Origin of the sequence: Rhizobium sp. Leaf321 (assembly GCF_001423215.1) — a bacterium.
Lineage (GTDB): Bacteria > Pseudomonadota > Alphaproteobacteria > Rhizobiales > Rhizobiaceae > Neorhizobium > Neorhizobium soli.
This window is the reverse complement of record NZ_LMOF01000008.1, coordinates 771329-787715: the sequence shown is the minus strand read 5'-3', so window position 1 is coordinate 787715 and position 16387 is coordinate 771329. Positions and strand designations below refer to the sequence as shown.

Below are 16387 nucleotides of genomic sequence, written 5' to 3'. Positions count from 1 at the left end.
CCACAGGGATGAACACCACCTCTCCACTCGATCTCGACTACGTGCGCAGCCAGTTTCCCGGCCTCGCGCGCGGCTGGACGCTGTTCGACAACGCCGGCGGATCGCAAATCCTCAAAGGTGCGGTTGAGCGCATCAACACGTTCCTGATCGAGAAGAACGTCCAGATCGGCGGCTCCTACGCGGTATCGCAGGCGGCAGCCGCCGCACTCTACGAATCGCGCACCGCGGCCATGCATCTGGTCAACGCCTCGCGTCCGGAAGAAATCGTCTTCGGCGCTTCCACCACTCAGCTGCTGCAAAACCTTGCCCGCGCCATGCAGAGCCAGCTCTCGCCCGGCGACGAGATCATCGTCACCGTCAGCGATCACGAATCCAATATCGGTCCCTGGGACCGGCTGCAGGAGCGCGGCATCACGCTGAAGTTCTGGCCGCTCAACAAGGACACGTTGACGCTCGATCTCGCCGACCTTGCTCCGCTGATGAGCGATCGCACCAAGCTGGTCTGCGTCACGCACGTTTCCAACATTTTGGGATCGGTCAACCCGATCAGAGAGATCGCCGATTTCGTGCATGCCCGTGGCGCCAAGATCTGCGTCGATGCCGTGGCCTATGCCCCGCACCGCGCCGTCGACGTGCAGGCGCTGGATGTCGACTACTACGTCTTCAGCCTCTACAAGACTTATGGTCCGCACTACGCGCTGATGTATGGCAAATACGATCTGCTGGCCGAGCTCGATACGCTCTACCATTACTTCTACGGCAAGGACAAAGTGCCGGGCAAGCTGGAGCCGGGCAACCCGAATTACGAGCTTGCCTATTCGACTTGCGGCATCGTCGATTACCTGACGGCGCTCGGCGAACAAGCCGGCGAGACCGGCACGGTGCGCCAGAAGATCGAAGCAGCGTTCGCAGCGATCACGGCCCAGGAAAACCTGCTGGTGGAACGCCTTCTCGCTTACTTGCGCTCCCGCAACGACTGCCGCATCGTCGGCCAGACGACGAACAGCGGCAGCACGAGGGTCCCGACGATCGCCTTCCGCTTCGATGGCCGCGACGCCGGCGAAATCTGCAAGGCGATGGACGGCGACAAGATCGCCATTCGCTTCGGCGATTTCCACTCGCGCCGGCTTGCCGAATATCTTGAGCTGACCGACCACAGCGGCATGGTTCGCGTGTCGATGGTGCATTACAACACGCTGGAAGAGATCGATCGCTTCACCGCAGCGCTCGACCGCATCCTCGCGACCGACGCTGGCCGCGCGGTCGCCGCCGCTTAAGAAGGGAACGGATCATGCGCTTCGATACGGTCATCAGACACGGCACGGTGGTTACCGCCAGCGACACGTTCGTGAGCGATGTGGGCATCAAGGACGGCCGCATTGCTGCCCTTGCGGCAGAGCTTACCGAAGCCGATGAGGTGATCGACGCGACAGGACTGTTCGTCCTGCCGGGTGGTATCGACAGCCATGTCCATCTCGACCAGCCGTCCGGCGACGGCATCGTCATGGCAGACGACTTCGACTCGGGCACCCGGTCGGCGGCGATCGGCGGCAACAGCACGGTTCTGGCCTTCTGCATGCAGGAGAAGGGCCAGAGCCTGCGCGAGGCGCTGAAGATCTATCACGCCAAGGCCGAAGGCAAATGCCATGTCGACGTCGCCTTCCATCTTGTCATCACCGATCCGACCCCTGAAGTCCTCGGCCAGGAACTGCCGGCGCTTGTCGAGGACGGCTATACCTCGCTCAAGGTGTTCATGACCTATGAGGGTCTGCGGCTGCGCGACGACGAGATCCTGGCGACGCTCGATACCGCACGGCGCACCGGCGCGCTGGTCATGGTCCATTGCGAAAACGAGGATGCGATCCGCTACCTGATCGGCCGGCATGAGGAAGAAGGCAAGTTCGCCCCGAAATTCCATGCCACGACCAGGCCGATCGCGGCTGAACGCGAAGCCACCCACCGGGCGCTGTCGCTCGCCGAAATCGTCGATGTGCCTGTTGTCATCGTGCATGTCTCCAACCGCGAGGCGATGGAGGAGATCCGCCGCGCGCGCCAGCGCGGCCAGAAGATCGCCGGCGAAACCTGCCCGCAATATCTGATGCTGACGGCTGATGATCTCGACCAGACGGAGATGGAAGGCGCCAAATTCGTCTGCTCCCCGCCGCCGCGCGACAGGGCCAGCCAGGATGCCTGCTGGGAAGGACTTGAACAGGGTGTCTTCGACCTCTTCTCCTCCGACCACTGCCCCTTCCGCTTCGACGATCCCGAAGGCAAGCTCAACGAGAAGGGCAAGCGCAATTTCCGCTGGATCCCGAACGGCATACCGGGCGTCGCCACCCGTCTGCCGATCCTGTTTTCCGAAGGCGTCATGAAGGGGCGCATCGACATCAACACGTTCGTTGCGGTGACTTCGACCAATCATGCCAAACTCTACGGTCTCTATCCCCGCAAGGGCACGATCGCGATCGGCGCCGATGCAGACATCGCGCTTTGGGATCCGGACAAGCGCGTCACCGTCACGAACGACCTCCTGAAACACGGCGCGGACTATACGCCCTATGAAGGGCTCGATATCCGCGGCTGGCCGGTGCAGATGCTGCTGGGCGGCAGGACCATCGTCAAGGACGGAGAGCTGACCGGGCCCAAAAGCCGCGGCCGCTATCTCCCGCGAAACCGCTCGTCTCTGACATCGAGCCGCGGTTCAACCTGAGGCGTTGCACAGCTGCAACGCCTTTCGCTGGCCACCACGTCTGCCTGACGGTCCGATCGTGACTTGGCCGCCGCTACGAGGCGGCGGAGCCCACAAGCAAGCGGTGATTACTTCGTCACCGTGAGGGTCGCATGCATGCCGGCTTCGTAATGGCCCTTGATGTTGCAAAAGAGCATATACGTTCCGGGGACGAGCTTGGCCTTCAACTGGCCGTCGGCACCGGGCTTCAGATCGGCAACTTCGCCAAGGCTTTTCAGCGTCTTCTCATCGACGCGATGTTTGGCCTTGACCACGGTAAGTGTCTGATCTGGCGACTTCAACTTGACGAGCACCATTTCGTGCTCCTCGGTCGTCGCGTCGTTGTGGACCATAAACGTTGTGTCGCCTGCCGGAACGGTCGTCTGATCCATCGTCAACGTCATCGGCTCACCCGCTTCGCCGGACTCGACAACCTTGACCATAGAGCCGGCCAGTGCAGGCGTTGCAGCAACGAAAAGGGCAAGTGCAATAGCGGTGTTTCGGATTGTGAGCATGGGTTTACCTCCGGTTGTCATCACCGGATGGGTATGACGGCAAGCTGACAGCGGCCTGAACGAATTGGAGCGTGTTCTCGCCGCCTACCGGACAGGCCGTTACATCGTGGCCACCTTATGCGCGTCGAGAATGACCGCGATGTCTTTGCTGTGAACGACACAATTGCGCCCGGACGCCTTGGCAACGAACAGCGCCTTGTCGGAGGCCTTGTAGAGATCCTCGAACGTAGGGTAGTCCTCCTGGTCCGCAACGCCACCGGACACCGTGATATCGACCTGCCTTTTGCCCGCTTGTATGGGCCGCGCAGCAATCAGGGCCCTGCAGCGGTGCGCGAGCGAGAGACGCTCCGTCGGCGAAAGCGCTGACACGAGGACTGCGAACTCCTCACCACCGATCCGGGCAACGGCACGACTTTGCGAAAAGATCTCGGCGAGCTGACGCGCAACTGCAATGATGGCCTGGTCCCCGATATCGTGGCCAAAGCGGTCGTTGATCGCCTTGAACTTATCGATATCGAACAGGACGAGAGAAGATGCGGCGGGAGCGCGCGTCACCTCATCCAGGAACGCTCGCCGATTCATCAGCCCCGACAACATGTCCGTCCGGCTCAAATGCTCGAAAGCCGCCCGGGAGATCGTGAGGTGATGAATTGCTAGACCAACGATATAGACGATCGAAAACGTTAGCGCCGATGCAACGACAGTCGAGATGATAACCCCAACCGTTGCGGCGGGCGCGACGTCATACGGCAGCCATCCCAGAGCATGAAGCGTGTAGTGGGCCGCAACGTTGAGGATGTCGGCAACAACTGTGACGCAAACGGTCATGAGCAATGCGAATGCGAGGACTTTGCGTCGCGTCTCGAACCGGTCCGACGCACAGGCCTGCTTGATGTAGCGGTCGATCAAAGCAAGCATGCGATAATTCCAATACTGTTCGAAGCGACCACGCGGACGCGCCTGACGGCTTTCAGCTCGCCACACTGAACTACAAACGCATTGAGACTTCGTGAATCCGAACACAAGTTAATTTGCGATTAAGTGTCGCAAATAATTCTCGTATTTCCTCGTCAAATTGATGCAGCCATGGAACATTGGTGTAATCGTGGGAGCCCCTGCCCATAATCAAACGTCAGAAGGGCGGGGATCAGTCTGAGGCCATCTCTTCAATGCCTCACGGCCAGCGTCGGTGAGGCCGTAGACGCCTCTGTCGAGCCGCTCGAACCATCCATACACGTTGGAAAGCAGGATCTTGCCGGCATCCGGGGCAAACGCCCTGATATCGCGCACGCGGGACGGACCGTTGGAGACCATGGCGGCGCAGCTAAGCGCCTGCTGGCGATAGGCGGTCATGACGGGAACCCGCGTACTGCCGCCCAGCACGGGATCGCCGCGTCTCTTCTGGTGTTCGCGCATCAGCCTTGAGCGTCGTTTCGGATTGGTCCGGGGCATCGGCGACACGGACCCGACGATGACGCTGACCTCGCCCCCGGCCGAAACGCCGAGAATACCGATGCCAAGCCGGCGGCAGAGGTCGCGGTAGCGCTTGTCGGTTTCGCGGCCCTTGCCCTTGAGCGAAAGTTTTGCCGCGATCCAGACCTCGTCCGCGATTGCCGCCCTGTCCACCGCCTGGAGAATAAGCTCGAGATTGAAGCTCAGCTTGAGCTCGCAAATGACGACGACCGTGGGATCGCCCTCGCTCAGGCCGACGAGATCACAGCCGCCGACTTCGCCCTTTACCACATAGCCTGCAGTCTCGAGGAAGGATTTGACTGGTAGATAGAGGGAGGTTTCCATGGATGCGCATCACAGTCGGGAATCAGGCTGCAGACATACACCGATCAACCGGCCAGATCACCCCGCCGCCGGATTTCAGCTTTCGGTCAGCCGGTAACCGACGCCCGTTTCGGTCAAGATATACCTCGGCTGGTCGGGCATTTCCTCGATCTTCTGGCGGATCTGGCGCACGTAGATGCGCAGGTACTGGATGTCGGTGACCTCCCCCCAGACCTGGTCGATGAGGTACCGGTGGGTCAGCACGCGCCCCGCATGCTGCACGAGGATCCGCAGGATGTCGTATTCCTTGCGCGAAAATTTTACCTCCTCGCCCTTCACCTTGACCACGCGCCGGACGAGATCGACACTCAGATCACCCGTCTGGAAGATCGGCTTTTCGCCCTGGGTCTGCAGCCGGTGACGCAACGCAACCCGGATCCGCGCAATCAGTTCGTTCATGTTGAACGGCTTGGTGAGGTAGTCGTCGGCACCCATTTCCAGCGCCTTGACGATCCCTTCCTCATCCGTCCGGCTCGACAGGATCACGATCGGTAGCGTCAGCCCCTCGGCGCGCCATTTCGCCAGAAGGTCGTGCCCGGCCATGTCAGGCAAGCCGAGATCCAGCAGAACGAGGTCGGGCTGGTCGGCGGCCACGAGTTCCATTGCGGTCCTCGCGTTCGGTGCTTCGATGATGACGAAATCCTGCGTCGAAAGCCCGACCCGCAATAGCTTGCGGATCGGCGGCTCGTCATCGACGACCAGAATTCTCGTGGCGGCCTGGTTCATCGCATGTCTCCGTCAATCTGCAGCTGGGCCGGAATTGGCATACGGATCGTAAAGATCGCTCCCTCACCTGCTGGTCTGTTTCCGGCCGTCAGACGCCCGCCCATCGCTTCGATGAAACCACGGCTGATGGACAGTCCAAGGCCGGTGCCGGCCTTGACATGATCGATCTTGCGCACCCGGTAGAAAGTGTCGAACACCCGCTCCAGGTCGGCATCGGGTATACCCGGCCCCTCGTCCAGAACGGCGAGGGTGACGTATTTCGCATCTGACCAGCCCAGAACTTCGATCGTTGTGCCCTCTGGCGCATATTTGGCCGCATTGTCGATGAGATTGAAGAGTGCCTGCTCCAGTAGGACCGGATCGCTTCTGATCATCGGCATTTCGGATGGAATAGCCACCTTCAGCTTGTGATCCGCGGTGATTTTCTGTGCTCGCTTCAAGGCCGTCCCGACGATGTCGCCGACATAATGAAGCGCAAAGTTTGGCTCCATGGCGCCTGATCCAATGCGCGTCATGTCGAGCAGGTTGACGATGAACCGGTTGAGCCGCTCGGACTCTTCGATCACGGTGGTCAGAAGTTCGTCTCGCGAGTGATCGGTCAGGTTCGCCCCGAAATCCTTGAGCGTGCTGGCGGAACCCAGCACCGCCGAAAGCGGCGTCTTCAGGTCATGCGAAAGCGAGGTGAGCAGTGCTGTGCGCAGTTTGTCCGTTTCGGCGGCAAGCTTTGCCTTGTCGACGTCAGCGACGAGCTGGATCCGCTCGATCGCGAGCGCCGCCTGATCGGCCAGCGCATCGAACAGACGCTGCTGGTCCGGGGTGAGCAACGGTCCCTGCCGGTCGTTGTCGAGGCCGACAACGCCGATCGCCCCTCGCCCGGTACGCAACGGCAGGTACAACCGCTTGGCGCCAGGCAAGGTATCGGCAGCGCGGCCGGCCGGACGGTTGTGTTCCCATGTCCATTTCGCAGCCGCAATGTCGGCATCGACAAGCGTGTCATCAGGCGGATAGCCGGCCCGGACGGCAAGGGTGTCGTTCTCGGGCAACAGAATGACGACCCGAACCTTCAGCATGGAGGCGATCTGGAACGCGGTTGCCCAGAGCACATCATCAAGTGTCCCGGTTCCAGCAAGCTTCTTCGAGAACAGGTAGAGATCCTCGGTCGTGCGGGCTCTCTGCCGGGCAGCGATCGCCTGCCGTTGAACCGACGCGGCCAGATTGCTTGCGACAACTGCGGTTCCGAGAAACGAGAGAAGCGCAACGACGCTTTCCGGATCTCGGATCGTGAACGTGAAGCGCGGCTCGAGAAAGAAGAAATTGAAGGCGAGAGCGCCGATGAAGGACGCATAGAGACCCGGCCCCAACCCTCCCCGGATTGCCGAAGCGAGCACCCCCATCAGAAAGACGAGCGCCAGGTTCTGCACGTCGAGCGCCCGGTCGAGCAGCGTGCCGATCGCAACGGCCGCCGTCATGAACAGCGATGCGCGGATGTAATGTTTCGGATTGAGCTTCTTCGCCGGCAGCGCTGTCCGCACACCTGGAGATACGGCCTCCTCGCTGCCGCCGGACATCACATGAACGCTGATCGCACCGGAATAGCGGATGAGATCGTGGGTGATCGACCCATCCAAGAGCTCCCGCCAGCGCGGCTTGGTGGACTTGCCGATGATCAGGTGATTGAAGTTGTTGGCATTGGCGTAGGCGATGATCTCCCGCGACACCCGCGAGGCGGGCAGTGTCACGGTTTCGGCGCCGAGCTGTTCGGCGAGCCGCATCGCAGCCGATAGCCGGTCCTTGTCGGCCTCGCCCAGATTGGCGGATCCGGGCGTCTCCAGATGCAGCGCCGTCAAGGGTGCCCGCAGCCTGTCTGCCTGCCGTCTTGCGTAGCGCACCAGTGCCGCACCGTTTCGGCCATGATCGAGGCAAACGAGAATGCGTTCGCCCGCAGCCCAGGGACCCGCGATGGCATGCGCCTGCATGTGAGTGAGGAGCTGATCATCGACCCGCTGCGCCGTGCGACGCAGCGCCAGTTCGCGCAGCGCCGTCAGGTTGCCCGGAGAGAAATAATTCTCGACCGCACGGCGCGCGGTCGTCGGCAGATAGACCTTGCCGTCATGCAGACGCTTGATCAGATCCTGCGGCGTAATATCGATGATTTCGATATCGTCGGCGCGGTCGATCACCGAGTCCGGCACCGTTTCCCGAACGCGGATACGGGTGATCTGCGCGACGATGTCGTTCAGGCTCTCGACATGCTGGATATTGAGCGTCGAAAAGACGTCGATGCCACTGGCAAGGATTTCGAGGACATCGAGATATCGCTTCGGGTGGCGGCTGCCGGGGGCGTTGGTATGGGCGAGTTCATCGACCAGCACCAGCCGCGGCTTCCTGGCAAGGATCGCATCGAGATCCATCTCGTCGAGCTGCTGGCCGCGATAGTCCAACACGCGGCGGGGAATCATTTCGAAGCCCTCGACCAGCGCTTCGGTTTCTTTCCGCCCGTGGGTTTCGACCACGCCGATCGCCACATCGATGCCGTCGGCCTTTCGGCTGCGGCCGGACATCAGCATTTCATAGGTCTTGCCGACGCCGGGTGCGGCCCCGAGAAAGATCTTCAGCCGGCCACGCCCCTCCTGCCGGGCGTACTCGAGAAGAGCGTCCGGTGATGGTCTGCTAGCGCCTTCGTGTTTTGCTTCCGGCATGGAGGTCTTTCGTTCCGCAAACGAGCGGCGGCCAAACTGACCGCCGCTCGTTCAACTACGACTTCTCGGCGTCGAGCGCCATATTGAGCGCCAACACATTCACCACGGGCTCACCCAGAAAGCCGAGTTCTCGCTGTTCGATATGACGCTCGACCAGGGCGCGAACCGCGGCTTCATCCATGCTGCGTGCCCTTGCAACACGCTGCACCTGAAACAGCGCCGCTTCCGGCGAGATATGCGGATCGAGACCGCTGCCCGATGCGGTGACGAAGTCGATCGGCACATCCGCGCCCGGGTTGGTCGCTTTCGCAGCCTCCGTGTCGGCCTTCACGCGGTCGATCAGCTTCTGGCTGGTCGGGCCGAGGTTGGAACCGGACGACGAGGCCGCGTTATAGCCATCGCCTGCAGCCGACGGGCGACCATGGAAATACTGCTCGCCGGTGAAGGCCTGGCCGATCAGCGCGGAGCCGACGACCTTGCCATCCTGTTCGATCAGGCTGCCATTCGCCTGGACGGGGAAGATCGCCTGGGCGATGCCGGTCATGGCAAACGGATAGATGAGGCCGGTGATGACGGTGACGGCAACGATCATGACGATTGCCGGACGGATCTGTTTCAACATGACGAATGCTCCTTAGGCAAGACCGATGGTTGTGATGACCATGTCGATCGCCTTGATGGCAAAGAAGGGAAGGATGATACCGCCGAGGCCGTAGATCAGAAGGTTGCGCGACAGCAGCGCACCGGCGCCGACGGCGCGGTATTTGACGCCGCGCAGCGACAGCGGGATCAGGGCAACGATGATCAGCGCGTTGAAGATGATCGCCGACAGGATGGCGCTTTGCGGTGTCGCCAGTCCCATCACGTTGAGAACGCCGAGTTGCGGATAGAAGGCCAGGAACATGGCCGGAATGATCGCAAAATACTTGGCGATGTCGTTGGCGATCGAGAACGTCGTCAGCGCGCCGCGGGTCATCAGCAACTGCTTGCCGATCTCGACGATTTCGATGAGCTTGGTCGGATCGCTGTCGAGATCGACCATGTTGCCGGCTTCGCGGGCCGCTACCGTGCCGGTATTCATCGCCACGCCGACATCGGCCTGGGCGAGCGCCGGCGCATCGTTGGTGCCGTCGCCGCACATGGCGACCAGCTTGCCCTTGGCCTGCTCCTCGCGGATCAGCGACAGTTTGTTTTCCGGCGTTGCCTGGGCGAGGAAGTCGTCGACCCCTGCCTCGGCCGCAATCGCTGCCGCAGTCATCGGATTGTCGCCGGTGATCATCACGGTGCGGATGCCCATGCGGCGCAATTCGGCAAACCGCTCGCGAATGCCGCCCTTGACGATATCCTTGAGCTGGATGACGCCCAGCAACCTTCCGCCGCGGGCAACGGCCAGCGGCGTGCCGCCGGCCTTGGCGATCTCGTCGGCGATCGCCTGGCATTCCACCAGGACGGCGTCCTGCGTGACGGGCCCACCGGCAACGGCATTCTGGCGGATATAGGAAAGGATGGAATCGACGGCACCCTTGCGGATCTGCTCTCCGTCCAGATCGACACCGCTCATGCGGGTCTGTGCCGTGAACGGAACGAAGGTTGCCTTGAGGCTCGCCATGTCGCGGCTGCGGATGGCGTATTTTTCCTTGGCAAGCACGACGACGGAACGTCCCTCAGGCGTTTCGTCGGCAAGCGAGGCCAGTTGGGCTGCATCGGCAAGATCCTGTTCCGATACGCCCTTGACCGGACGGAAGGACGTCGCCTGGCGGTTGCCGAGCGTGATCGTGCCGGTCTTGTCGAGCAGAAGCGTATCCACATCGCCGGCAGCCTCAACCGCGCGGCCGGACATGGCGAGCACGTTGAAGCGCACCAGGCGGTCCATGCCGGCAATGCCGATCGCCGACAACAGCGCGCCGATCGTCGTCGGGATCAGTGTCACGAACAGCGCGACCAGCACGATGACCGGAATGGAGCCGCCGGCATAGGAGGCGAACGTCGGAATGGTCGCGGTTGCCAGAACGAAGATCAGCGTCATGCCGGCGAGAAGGATGTTGAGCGCGATCTCGTTCGGGGTCTTCTGACGTTCGGCGCCTTCGACGAGCGAAATCATCCGGTCGATAAAGGTCGAGCCGGCAGCGGCCGTGATGCGCACGCGGATCCAGTCGGACAGGACCTGCGTGCCGCCTGTGACGGCCGAGCGGTCACCACCGGATTCGCGGATCACAGGGGCGGATTCGCCCGTGATTGCTGCTTCGTTGACGGAGGCGACGCCTTCGATCACTTCCCCATCCGAGGGGATGATGTCGCCGGCTTCAACCAGAACGATGTCGTTCAGCTTGAGAGTGGTGCCGGCGACCATCTGGTAGTCGGTCCGCTCTTTGCCGGTGAGAAGTTTCGCCTGGACCTCCGTGCGGGCCTTGCGCAGCGATTCTGCTTGCGCCTTGCCACGTCCTTCGGCAACGGCTTCCGCGAAATTGGCGAACAGGACGGTGAACCAGAGCCAGATGTTGAGCTGCAGGGAGAAGCCCAGGTCGTCGCTGCCGGCGGCAAGATCGCGCAGGAACAGAACGGTGGTCAGCACAGACACCGTGGCCACGACGAACATGACCGGGTTTTTGACGAGGGTTTTCGGGTTCAGCTTGGTAAAAGCACCGCCGATTGCCGGAACGAGGATGCGCTTGTCCAGGATACTTGCGGATCTTGGTGCGCTATCGGATTTTGCCTGGCTCATATGAGGCTCCAGCCTTGGAAAGGGAGGCGACCGGGGAAAGGTCAGCCACGAAGGATTTCTAGTGTTGCGACGATGGCGAGCACTGCCGTCATCATCACGAGAATGGCGTTCGATCCGCACCACCAGCGGGGGACCATCCCGCCACGCTTTGGCGTGACGGGAGGTGACTGTGCGGGGTGCGTCTGACGGTTACGCATGGTGCGACCTCAGAACGTTTGGCCGGCGATCATCATCAGGTGCTCGACGACGGGACCGAGCGCCAGTGACGGCAGGAAGGTCAGGCCACCGACGATCATGATCGTGCCGACCAGCAGACCGACAAACAGGGGGCCGTCGGTCGGGAACGTGCCGGCAGACGCCGGAACCGTCTTCTTGGCGACCAGCGAACCGGCAATTGCCAGCGCCGGAATGATGACCAGGAAGCGGCCCATCAGCATGCCGATGCCGAGCGTGATGTTGAACCAGGGCGTGTTGGCGGACAGTCCCCCGAAGGCGGAGCCGTTATTGGCGGCAGCCGAGGTATAGGCATAGAGGATCTCGGAGAAGCCGTGCGGACCGGCAGTCCCGATCGAGGCGACCGCCGACGGCAACACGCTGGCGACAGCCGTAAAGATCAGCATGGCGAGCGGCAGGCAGAGAATGGCGAGAAGAGCCATCTTCATGTCCTTGCCCTCAATCTTCTTGCCCAGATATTCCGGCGTGCGGCCAACCATCAGACCTGCCACGAAGACGGCGACGATGATGAACAGCACGATGCCGTAGAAGCCTGCGCCGACACCGCCGACGATGACTTCGCCAAGCTGCATGTTGATGAGCGGGATAAGTCCGCCGAGTGCCGTGAACGAGCCGTGCATGGCATTGACCGCGCCGCAGGAGGCCGCCGTGGTGATGACCGCAAACAGCGACGACATGACAACGCCGAAGCGGACTTCCTTGCCCTCCATGTTGCCGCCCGAAAGGCCGAGCGTATGCATGATCGGGTTTCCGGACGCTTCTGCCCAGTAGACAACGGTGACGCCTGCCAGAAACAGGATGCCCATCGAGGCGAGGATCGCCCAGCCCTGGCGCTGATTGCCGACCATCCGGCCGAACACGTTGGTAAAGGCGGCACCGATCGCAAAGATCGACAGCATCTGGATCATGTTGGAAATGCTGTCGGGGTTTTCGAAAGGATGCGCCGAGTTGGCGTTGAAGAAACCGCCGCCATTCGTGCCGAGCATCTTGATGGCAAGCTGCGACGCGACAGGGCCGACCGCAATCGTCTGCTGGACGCCTTCAAGCGTCGTGGCATTGATATAGGCCGAAAACGTCTGGGGAACGCCGAGCGAGACATAGATGAGCGTCAGCAAGACGCAGAGCGGCAAGAGGATGTAGAGCGTGGCACGGGTCGTATCGACCCAGAAATTGCCGATCGCCTTGCCCGATGCCCGCGAAAACGCGCGAATGAGGCCGATGGCGATCGCCATGCCTGTCGCAGCCGAGGCAAAGTTCTGCACCGCGAGCCCAGTCATCTGGCTGAAATAGGACATGGTGCTTTCGCCGCCATAACTCTGCCAGTTGGTATTGGCGACAAAGCTGACGGCGGTGTTGAACGACAATTCCGGTCCGGGCGATGCGAGACCTGCCGGGTTCATCGGCAGAACGTCCTGGAGGCGCAGGATACCGTAGAGCAGCAGGAAACCGGCGAGATTGAACATCAGCACGGAAAACGCGTAGGCGGTCCAATGCTGCTCTTCACGCTCGCTGGTGCCGGCCAGCGCGTAAAGCCCGCGTTCGATCGGACCGAACACGGGGGAGAGAAAGGTGCGCCCGCCGGAAAACACAAGGGTCATATAGGCCCCGAGCGGTTTGACGAGCAGAAGGAGGATCCCGCAATAGACGAGGATCTGTAGCCATCCGTTGAAGGTCATGGGTAGAGACTTTCGGGCAAGCTGAAGCTTTGGTCAGAAGCGTTCGGGGCGAATGAGAGCATAGGTGAGGTAGAGGGCGAGGAAGACGGTCACACCGCCGCCGAGGATATAATCGAGGGTCATGGCATCCCTCCTCAAAGCCTGTCGCAGGCACTGGTATAGACCGAGCAGAGACCGAAGAAGCCAACAGTCGCCGCGACGAGAATAAGGTCCATCATTGTTCTGGAATCCTGGTTGTTCGTGGTGTCAGCCAGGAAGGGCGTCGTTCTGATAACGCGTCATTCTCTCTCCGGCTGGAGACGATCACGATCCGTCTCGTCCTCAATATGCGGCGGAACCCCATAGGGATTCGAGATGGCCCAGAAGCCTAAGAAATATAAACCGCATAGGAATTTGCCCGCACGCTCGCGTGTCGGTATCTTGCTGTCGGCCGCTTAGGGCTTGGCCTTTGCGGAGTTCCCGTTGCGGTTTAACCTCCAAATCCTTACATATACGGAGTTGATATCACTCCGGAAAAGACAGGTGCGCGATGATTTGGGTAATAGGCGCAGCAGCCGTCGTGGTTCTCTACCTGTACTCGCGACGGGCGGGGATAGTGGCGGTGGCCGTTCTGGCTGTGCTTTATGTCGGCCTCTGGCTGATGTCGGGACAGATCAACTCGAAAGTGCCGACCAACCAATCCGTCGCCGTGGTCGCAAGCTCCGGAGGCGAGACATGCAAGGCACCCGGCGCGCCCGTCTCCGTCACCTTCACCAACAACGCGGACAGACAGCTGCTCGCGACATCCTTCACGCTGAGTGCGCGCCAGGCGGGCCATAGCTCGCTGATCTACAGGGCAACGCTTCGAAGCGACAAGATCATCGAACCGGGCGGCAGCTGGACCGAGTGCTACGGCCTCAATCCGCTGTCGTTTTCCGAACGGGACGTCCACTACAACCCCAGCGACCTCGAATGGTCGGCCGAGGTCTCGCTCTCGCGATTTGCGTCCAGCTAATCGTTTCTGGGACAAACCGTGCCGCAACGACTTGCGGTTTTGCTTGGCTTGAACGCTTTCACTTTCCCCGTCAGCGTGACCCGCAAACGGCTCTCGCGAATTATTTTTGCGTCACCGCTCGATAAGTTTTGTTCCAAGCGCATTTACACTGTCATGCCTGGCTTCTGGCAGCAGCGCATTCAATCGGGGACGGCTATGAGCGACATGAGTAAAGGGGCTATCGCAGCGGCGGGGATCGCGAACAAGCCTGTCGGGCTGAGCGCGCCGACCCTTTCGGGCCGAACGATCCTTATTCTCATCGGCGTGGCGGTGATCCTCTATGTCGGCCAGGAAGTGTTTGTGCCGCTTGCGCTCGCACTCCTTCTTACCTTCACGCTCGCACCCATCGTCAGTTTCCTGCGCAAGCGCTACGTCCCGAGGATCGCCGCCGTCCTCCTCGCCGTCGCCACCGCGTTTTTTGTCATTGCAGCCTTCGGTTTCATCGTGGCCGGACAGGTCGCCAATCTCGCGGACAATATTCCGACCTATCAGCGCAACATCGTCGCGAAGGTGCACTCTCTCAGCCAGGCGGGCTCCGGCAACGGCGTTTTCGAACATCTCAGTAAGGTCGTCGAGCGCATAGGCTCGGAACTGCAGGACAACGCCGAAGAAAGCAAGGAAGACGCGCCGCCACAGATCAAGCGTCGCGATCCGATGCCTGTCGAGATCGTAACCCGCGCCAACCCGATCGAAACGCTCGGCAATTTCATTCTGCCACTCATCAGTCCCTTTGCAACCGCGGGTCTGGTTATCGTCCTCGTGATTTTCATGCTGCTTGAGCGGGAGGAACTGCGCGACCGGTTCATACGCCTTGTCGGCCTCGGCGATCTCCACAGGACAACGGCGGCTCTTCAGGACGCGGGAAAACGCGTCGGCAAATATCTGCTGATGCAGTTGGTCGTCAACGCGCTGTATGCCTTGCCGATCTCGATCGGCCTCTGGCTGCTCGGCATCCCGAACGCCATCCTGTGGGGACTGTTGACGCTCGTCCTGCGCTTTGTCCCTTACATCGGTCCGGTCATCGGCATGATCCTGCCGCTGTTTCTGGCACTGGCGATTGCCCCCGGATGGTCGCTGGTTGCCTGGGTCGCCGCACTGTTTATCGTCACCGAACTCGTCAGCAACAACGTCGTCGAACCGTGGCTCTATGGAAGCCATACGGGCCTTTCGCCGCTCGCCATCATCGTCTCGGCCATCTTCTGGTCGTGGCTCTGGGGGCCTGTCGGACTGATGCTGTCGACCCCCCTCACCGTCTGTCTCGTCGTTCTCGGTCGCTACGTCCCGCAGTTCAGCTTTCTCGACGTGCTGCTCGGCAACGAGCCGGTTCTGCAGCCGCAGGAAAAACTCTACCAGAGGCTGCTTGCCGGCGATCCCAACGAGGCGACCGACAACGCGGAGGATTTTCTCGAGGAGGAGTATCTCGTCGACTATTATGAAAAAGTCGGACTGCCTGCACTCAGGCTGGGTGAACTGGACCGGCAGCGCGGCGTGATGAGCGAGGCCCAGATCGCCCTGTTTGCCTCCACCACCCAGACGCTGATCGGCAATCTGGCGGAGATCGCGATCGAGGAAGAAGCGGAAGACGATCCGGCCGAAGGGGAAGCCGCTGTCACAGAGCAGATCACCGGTGAAATCGACCTGCCCAGCGGCGAAGGGAAATCCGTTCTCTGCCTCGGCGGCAGAGGCGCGATCGACGATGCCGCGGCCGCCATGTTGTCGCAGGTTCTCGCCATTCAGGGCGCCACCGTGTCTCAGGCCGACCACACGGCCGTGAGCGGCAAGACGGTAAGCCTGATGAACCTGACCGATGTCGACACGGTTCTCATCGCCTTCCTCAATGGCGGCTCCAAAGCCCACGCCCGCCAGGCCGTCCGCCGGTTCAAGCGACAGAAGCCGTCGGTTCGGGTGGGGATCATGATCACCGGCGTCGACGGTCAGCGGGAAAGCCCCCTTGCGACAGAGGACATCGATGCAGACTTTGTCGTCACCACCATTTCCGATGCGGTTCGTGGCGCGCTGACCACCGCCCAGGCGGTCGAGATCAAGGCGCCGAAGCGGATCGGCCGGCCGCGTGAGCGCAAGACCACGCCGCTCGTCGCGTGATCGGAGCAACCCGCAGGCATGCCTGACCTGTGGGGTCCTCGATGCCGACGCGCCTGAGTGCATCGAAATCTGGATAGACAAGGATCAACTCGTCAAGACCTGTAGAGCCCGGGAG

General features: G+C 61.3%; 14 protein-coding genes. 4 read left to right on the top strand and 10 right to left on the bottom strand.

The annotated features are described in order from the left end of the window. Positions 1 to 8: 8 nt before the first annotated feature. Together ASF70_RS20830 and hydA are read left to right on the top strand one after the other, a co-directional pair. Positions 9 to 1277, top strand: coding sequence for a cysteine desulfurase-like protein (locus tag ASF70_RS20830; RefSeq protein ID WP_062582469.1), 1269 nt, complete (start codon positions 9 to 11; stop codon positions 1275 to 1277). Positions 1278 to 1291: 14 nt separating this feature from the next. After that, positions 1292 to 2710: a dihydropyrimidinase gene (hydA, locus tag ASF70_RS20825; protein ID WP_062582467.1), complete on the top strand. Its 1419-nt coding sequence runs from the start codon at positions 1292 to 1294 to the stop codon at positions 2708 to 2710. Between the two features lie 107 nt (positions 2711 to 2817). Here the strand turns inward: hydA and ASF70_RS20820 are convergent, their stop codons facing one another. The 10 genes from ASF70_RS20820 to kdpF form a co-directional block, all read right to left on the bottom strand. Next, positions 2818 to 3243 carry a plastocyanin/azurin family copper-binding protein gene (locus ASF70_RS20820; RefSeq protein WP_062582465.1) on the bottom strand — a complete coding sequence of 142 codons (426 nt, stop codon included), beginning with the start codon at positions 3241 to 3243 and terminating at the stop codon, positions 2818 to 2820. 99 nt (positions 3244 to 3342) lie between these two features. Then, positions 3343 to 4161: a GGDEF domain-containing protein gene (locus ASF70_RS20815; protein ID WP_062582464.1), complete on the bottom strand. Its 819-nt coding sequence runs from the start codon at positions 4159 to 4161 to the stop codon at positions 3343 to 3345. Positions 4162 to 4368: 207 nt separating this feature from the next. After that, the gene (locus ASF70_RS20810; protein WP_062582462.1) at positions 4369 to 5040 is read right to left on the bottom strand and encodes a DUF2161 family putative PD-(D/E)XK-type phosphodiesterase; all 672 of its coding nucleotides are present in this window, start codon (positions 5038 to 5040) and stop codon (positions 4369 to 4371) included. 75 nt (positions 5041 to 5115) lie between these two features. After that, complete coding sequence (locus ASF70_RS20805; protein WP_062582460.1) at positions 5116 to 5805, bottom strand: response regulator transcription factor; 690 nt, start codon at positions 5803 to 5805, stop codon at positions 5116 to 5118. Further along, positions 5802 to 8504: a sensor histidine kinase KdpD gene (locus ASF70_RS20800; protein ID WP_062582458.1), complete on the bottom strand. Its 2703-nt coding sequence runs from the start codon at positions 8502 to 8504 to the stop codon at positions 5802 to 5804. The genes ASF70_RS20805 and ASF70_RS20800 overlap by 4 nt, the downstream gene beginning before the upstream one ends. Positions 8505 to 8559: 55 nt before the next feature. After that, a complete protein-coding gene (gene kdpC, locus ASF70_RS20795) occupies positions 8560 to 9126 on the bottom strand; it encodes a potassium-transporting ATPase subunit KdpC (RefSeq protein ID WP_062582456.1) in 567 nt (188 codons plus the stop codon). A gap of 12 nt (positions 9127 to 9138) precedes the next feature. Then, on the bottom strand, positions 9139 to 11226 hold the full coding sequence (gene kdpB / locus ASF70_RS20790; RefSeq protein WP_062582454.1) for a potassium-transporting ATPase subunit KdpB: 2088 nt from the start codon (positions 11224 to 11226) through the stop codon (positions 9139 to 9141). A 41-nt stretch (positions 11227 to 11267) separates the two neighbouring features. Then, on the bottom strand, positions 11268 to 11423 hold the full coding sequence (locus ASF70_RS24455; protein ID WP_156461899.1) for a hypothetical protein: 156 nt from the start codon (positions 11421 to 11423) through the stop codon (positions 11268 to 11270). Positions 11424 to 11432: 9 nt separating this feature from the next. Then, on the bottom strand, positions 11433 to 13136 hold the full coding sequence (gene kdpA / locus ASF70_RS20785; protein ID WP_062582453.1) for a potassium-transporting ATPase subunit KdpA: 1704 nt from the start codon (positions 13134 to 13136) through the stop codon (positions 11433 to 11435). Between the two features lie 33 nt (positions 13137 to 13169). After that, the gene (kdpF, locus tag ASF70_RS20780) at positions 13170 to 13259 is read right to left on the bottom strand and encodes a K(+)-transporting ATPase subunit F (protein ID WP_062460674.1); all 90 of its coding nucleotides are present in this window, start codon (positions 13257 to 13259) and stop codon (positions 13170 to 13172) included. 406 nt (positions 13260 to 13665) lie between these two features. Between kdpF and ASF70_RS20775 the strand changes: the two genes are divergently transcribed. Both ASF70_RS20775 and ASF70_RS20770 read left to right on the top strand, forming a co-directional pair. Next, positions 13666 to 14130: a hypothetical protein gene (locus ASF70_RS20775; protein ID WP_139283775.1), complete on the top strand. Its 465-nt coding sequence runs from the start codon at positions 13666 to 13668 to the stop codon at positions 14128 to 14130. Between the two features lie 195 nt (positions 14131 to 14325). Then, a complete protein-coding gene (locus ASF70_RS20770) occupies positions 14326 to 16272 on the top strand; it encodes an AI-2E family transporter (RefSeq protein WP_082471999.1) in 1947 nt (648 codons plus the stop codon). Positions 16273 to 16387 lie beyond the last annotated feature (115 nt).

Bases quoted from the DNA above. Each gene is read 5' to 3' on its own strand.
- ASF70_RS20815 (WP_062582464.1), bottom strand. From the start codon at position 4,161: ATGCTTGCTTTGATCGACCGCTACATCAAGCAGGCCTGTGCGTCGGAC.
- hydA (WP_062582467.1), top strand. From the start codon at position 1,292: ATGCGCTTCGATACGGTCATCAGACACGGCACGGTGGTTACCGCCAGC.
- kdpB (WP_062582454.1), bottom strand. From the start codon at position 11,226: ATGAGCCAGGCAAAATCCGATAGCGCACCAAGATCCGCAAGTATCCTG.
- ASF70_RS20805 (WP_062582460.1), bottom strand. From the start codon at position 5,805: ATGAACCAGGCCGCCACGAGAATTCTGGTCGTCGATGACGAGCCGCCG.
- ASF70_RS20820 (WP_062582465.1), bottom strand. From the start codon at position 3,243: ATGCTCACAATCCGAAACACCGCTATTGCACTTGCCCTTTTCGTTGCT.
- ASF70_RS24455 (WP_156461899.1), bottom strand. From the start codon at position 11,423: ATGCGTAACCGTCAGACGCACCCCGCACAGTCACCTCCCGTCACGCCA.
- ASF70_RS20775 (WP_139283775.1), top strand. From the start codon at position 13,666: ATGATTTGGGTAATAGGCGCAGCAGCCGTCGTGGTTCTCTACCTGTAC.
- kdpF (WP_062460674.1), bottom strand. From the start codon at position 13,259: ATGACCCTCGATTATATCCTCGGCGGCGGTGTGACCGTCTTCCTCGCC.
- kdpA (WP_062582453.1), bottom strand. From the start codon at position 13,136: ATGACCTTCAACGGATGGCTACAGATCCTCGTCTATTGCGGGATCCTC.
- ASF70_RS20770 (WP_082471999.1), top strand. From the start codon at position 14,326: ATGAGCGACATGAGTAAAGGGGCTATCGCAGCGGCGGGGATCGCGAAC.
- ASF70_RS20810 (WP_062582462.1), bottom strand. From the start codon at position 5,040: ATGGAAACCTCCCTCTATCTACCAGTCAAATCCTTCCTCGAGACTGCA.
- kdpC (WP_062582456.1), bottom strand. From the start codon at position 9,126: ATGTTGAAACAGATCCGTCCGGCAATCGTCATGATCGTTGCCGTCACC.
- ASF70_RS20830 (WP_062582469.1), top strand. From the start codon at position 9: ATGAACACCACCTCTCCACTCGATCTCGACTACGTGCGCAGCCAGTTT.
- ASF70_RS20800 (WP_062582458.1), bottom strand. From the start codon at position 8,504: ATGCCGGAAGCAAAACACGAAGGCGCTAGCAGACCATCACCGGACGCT.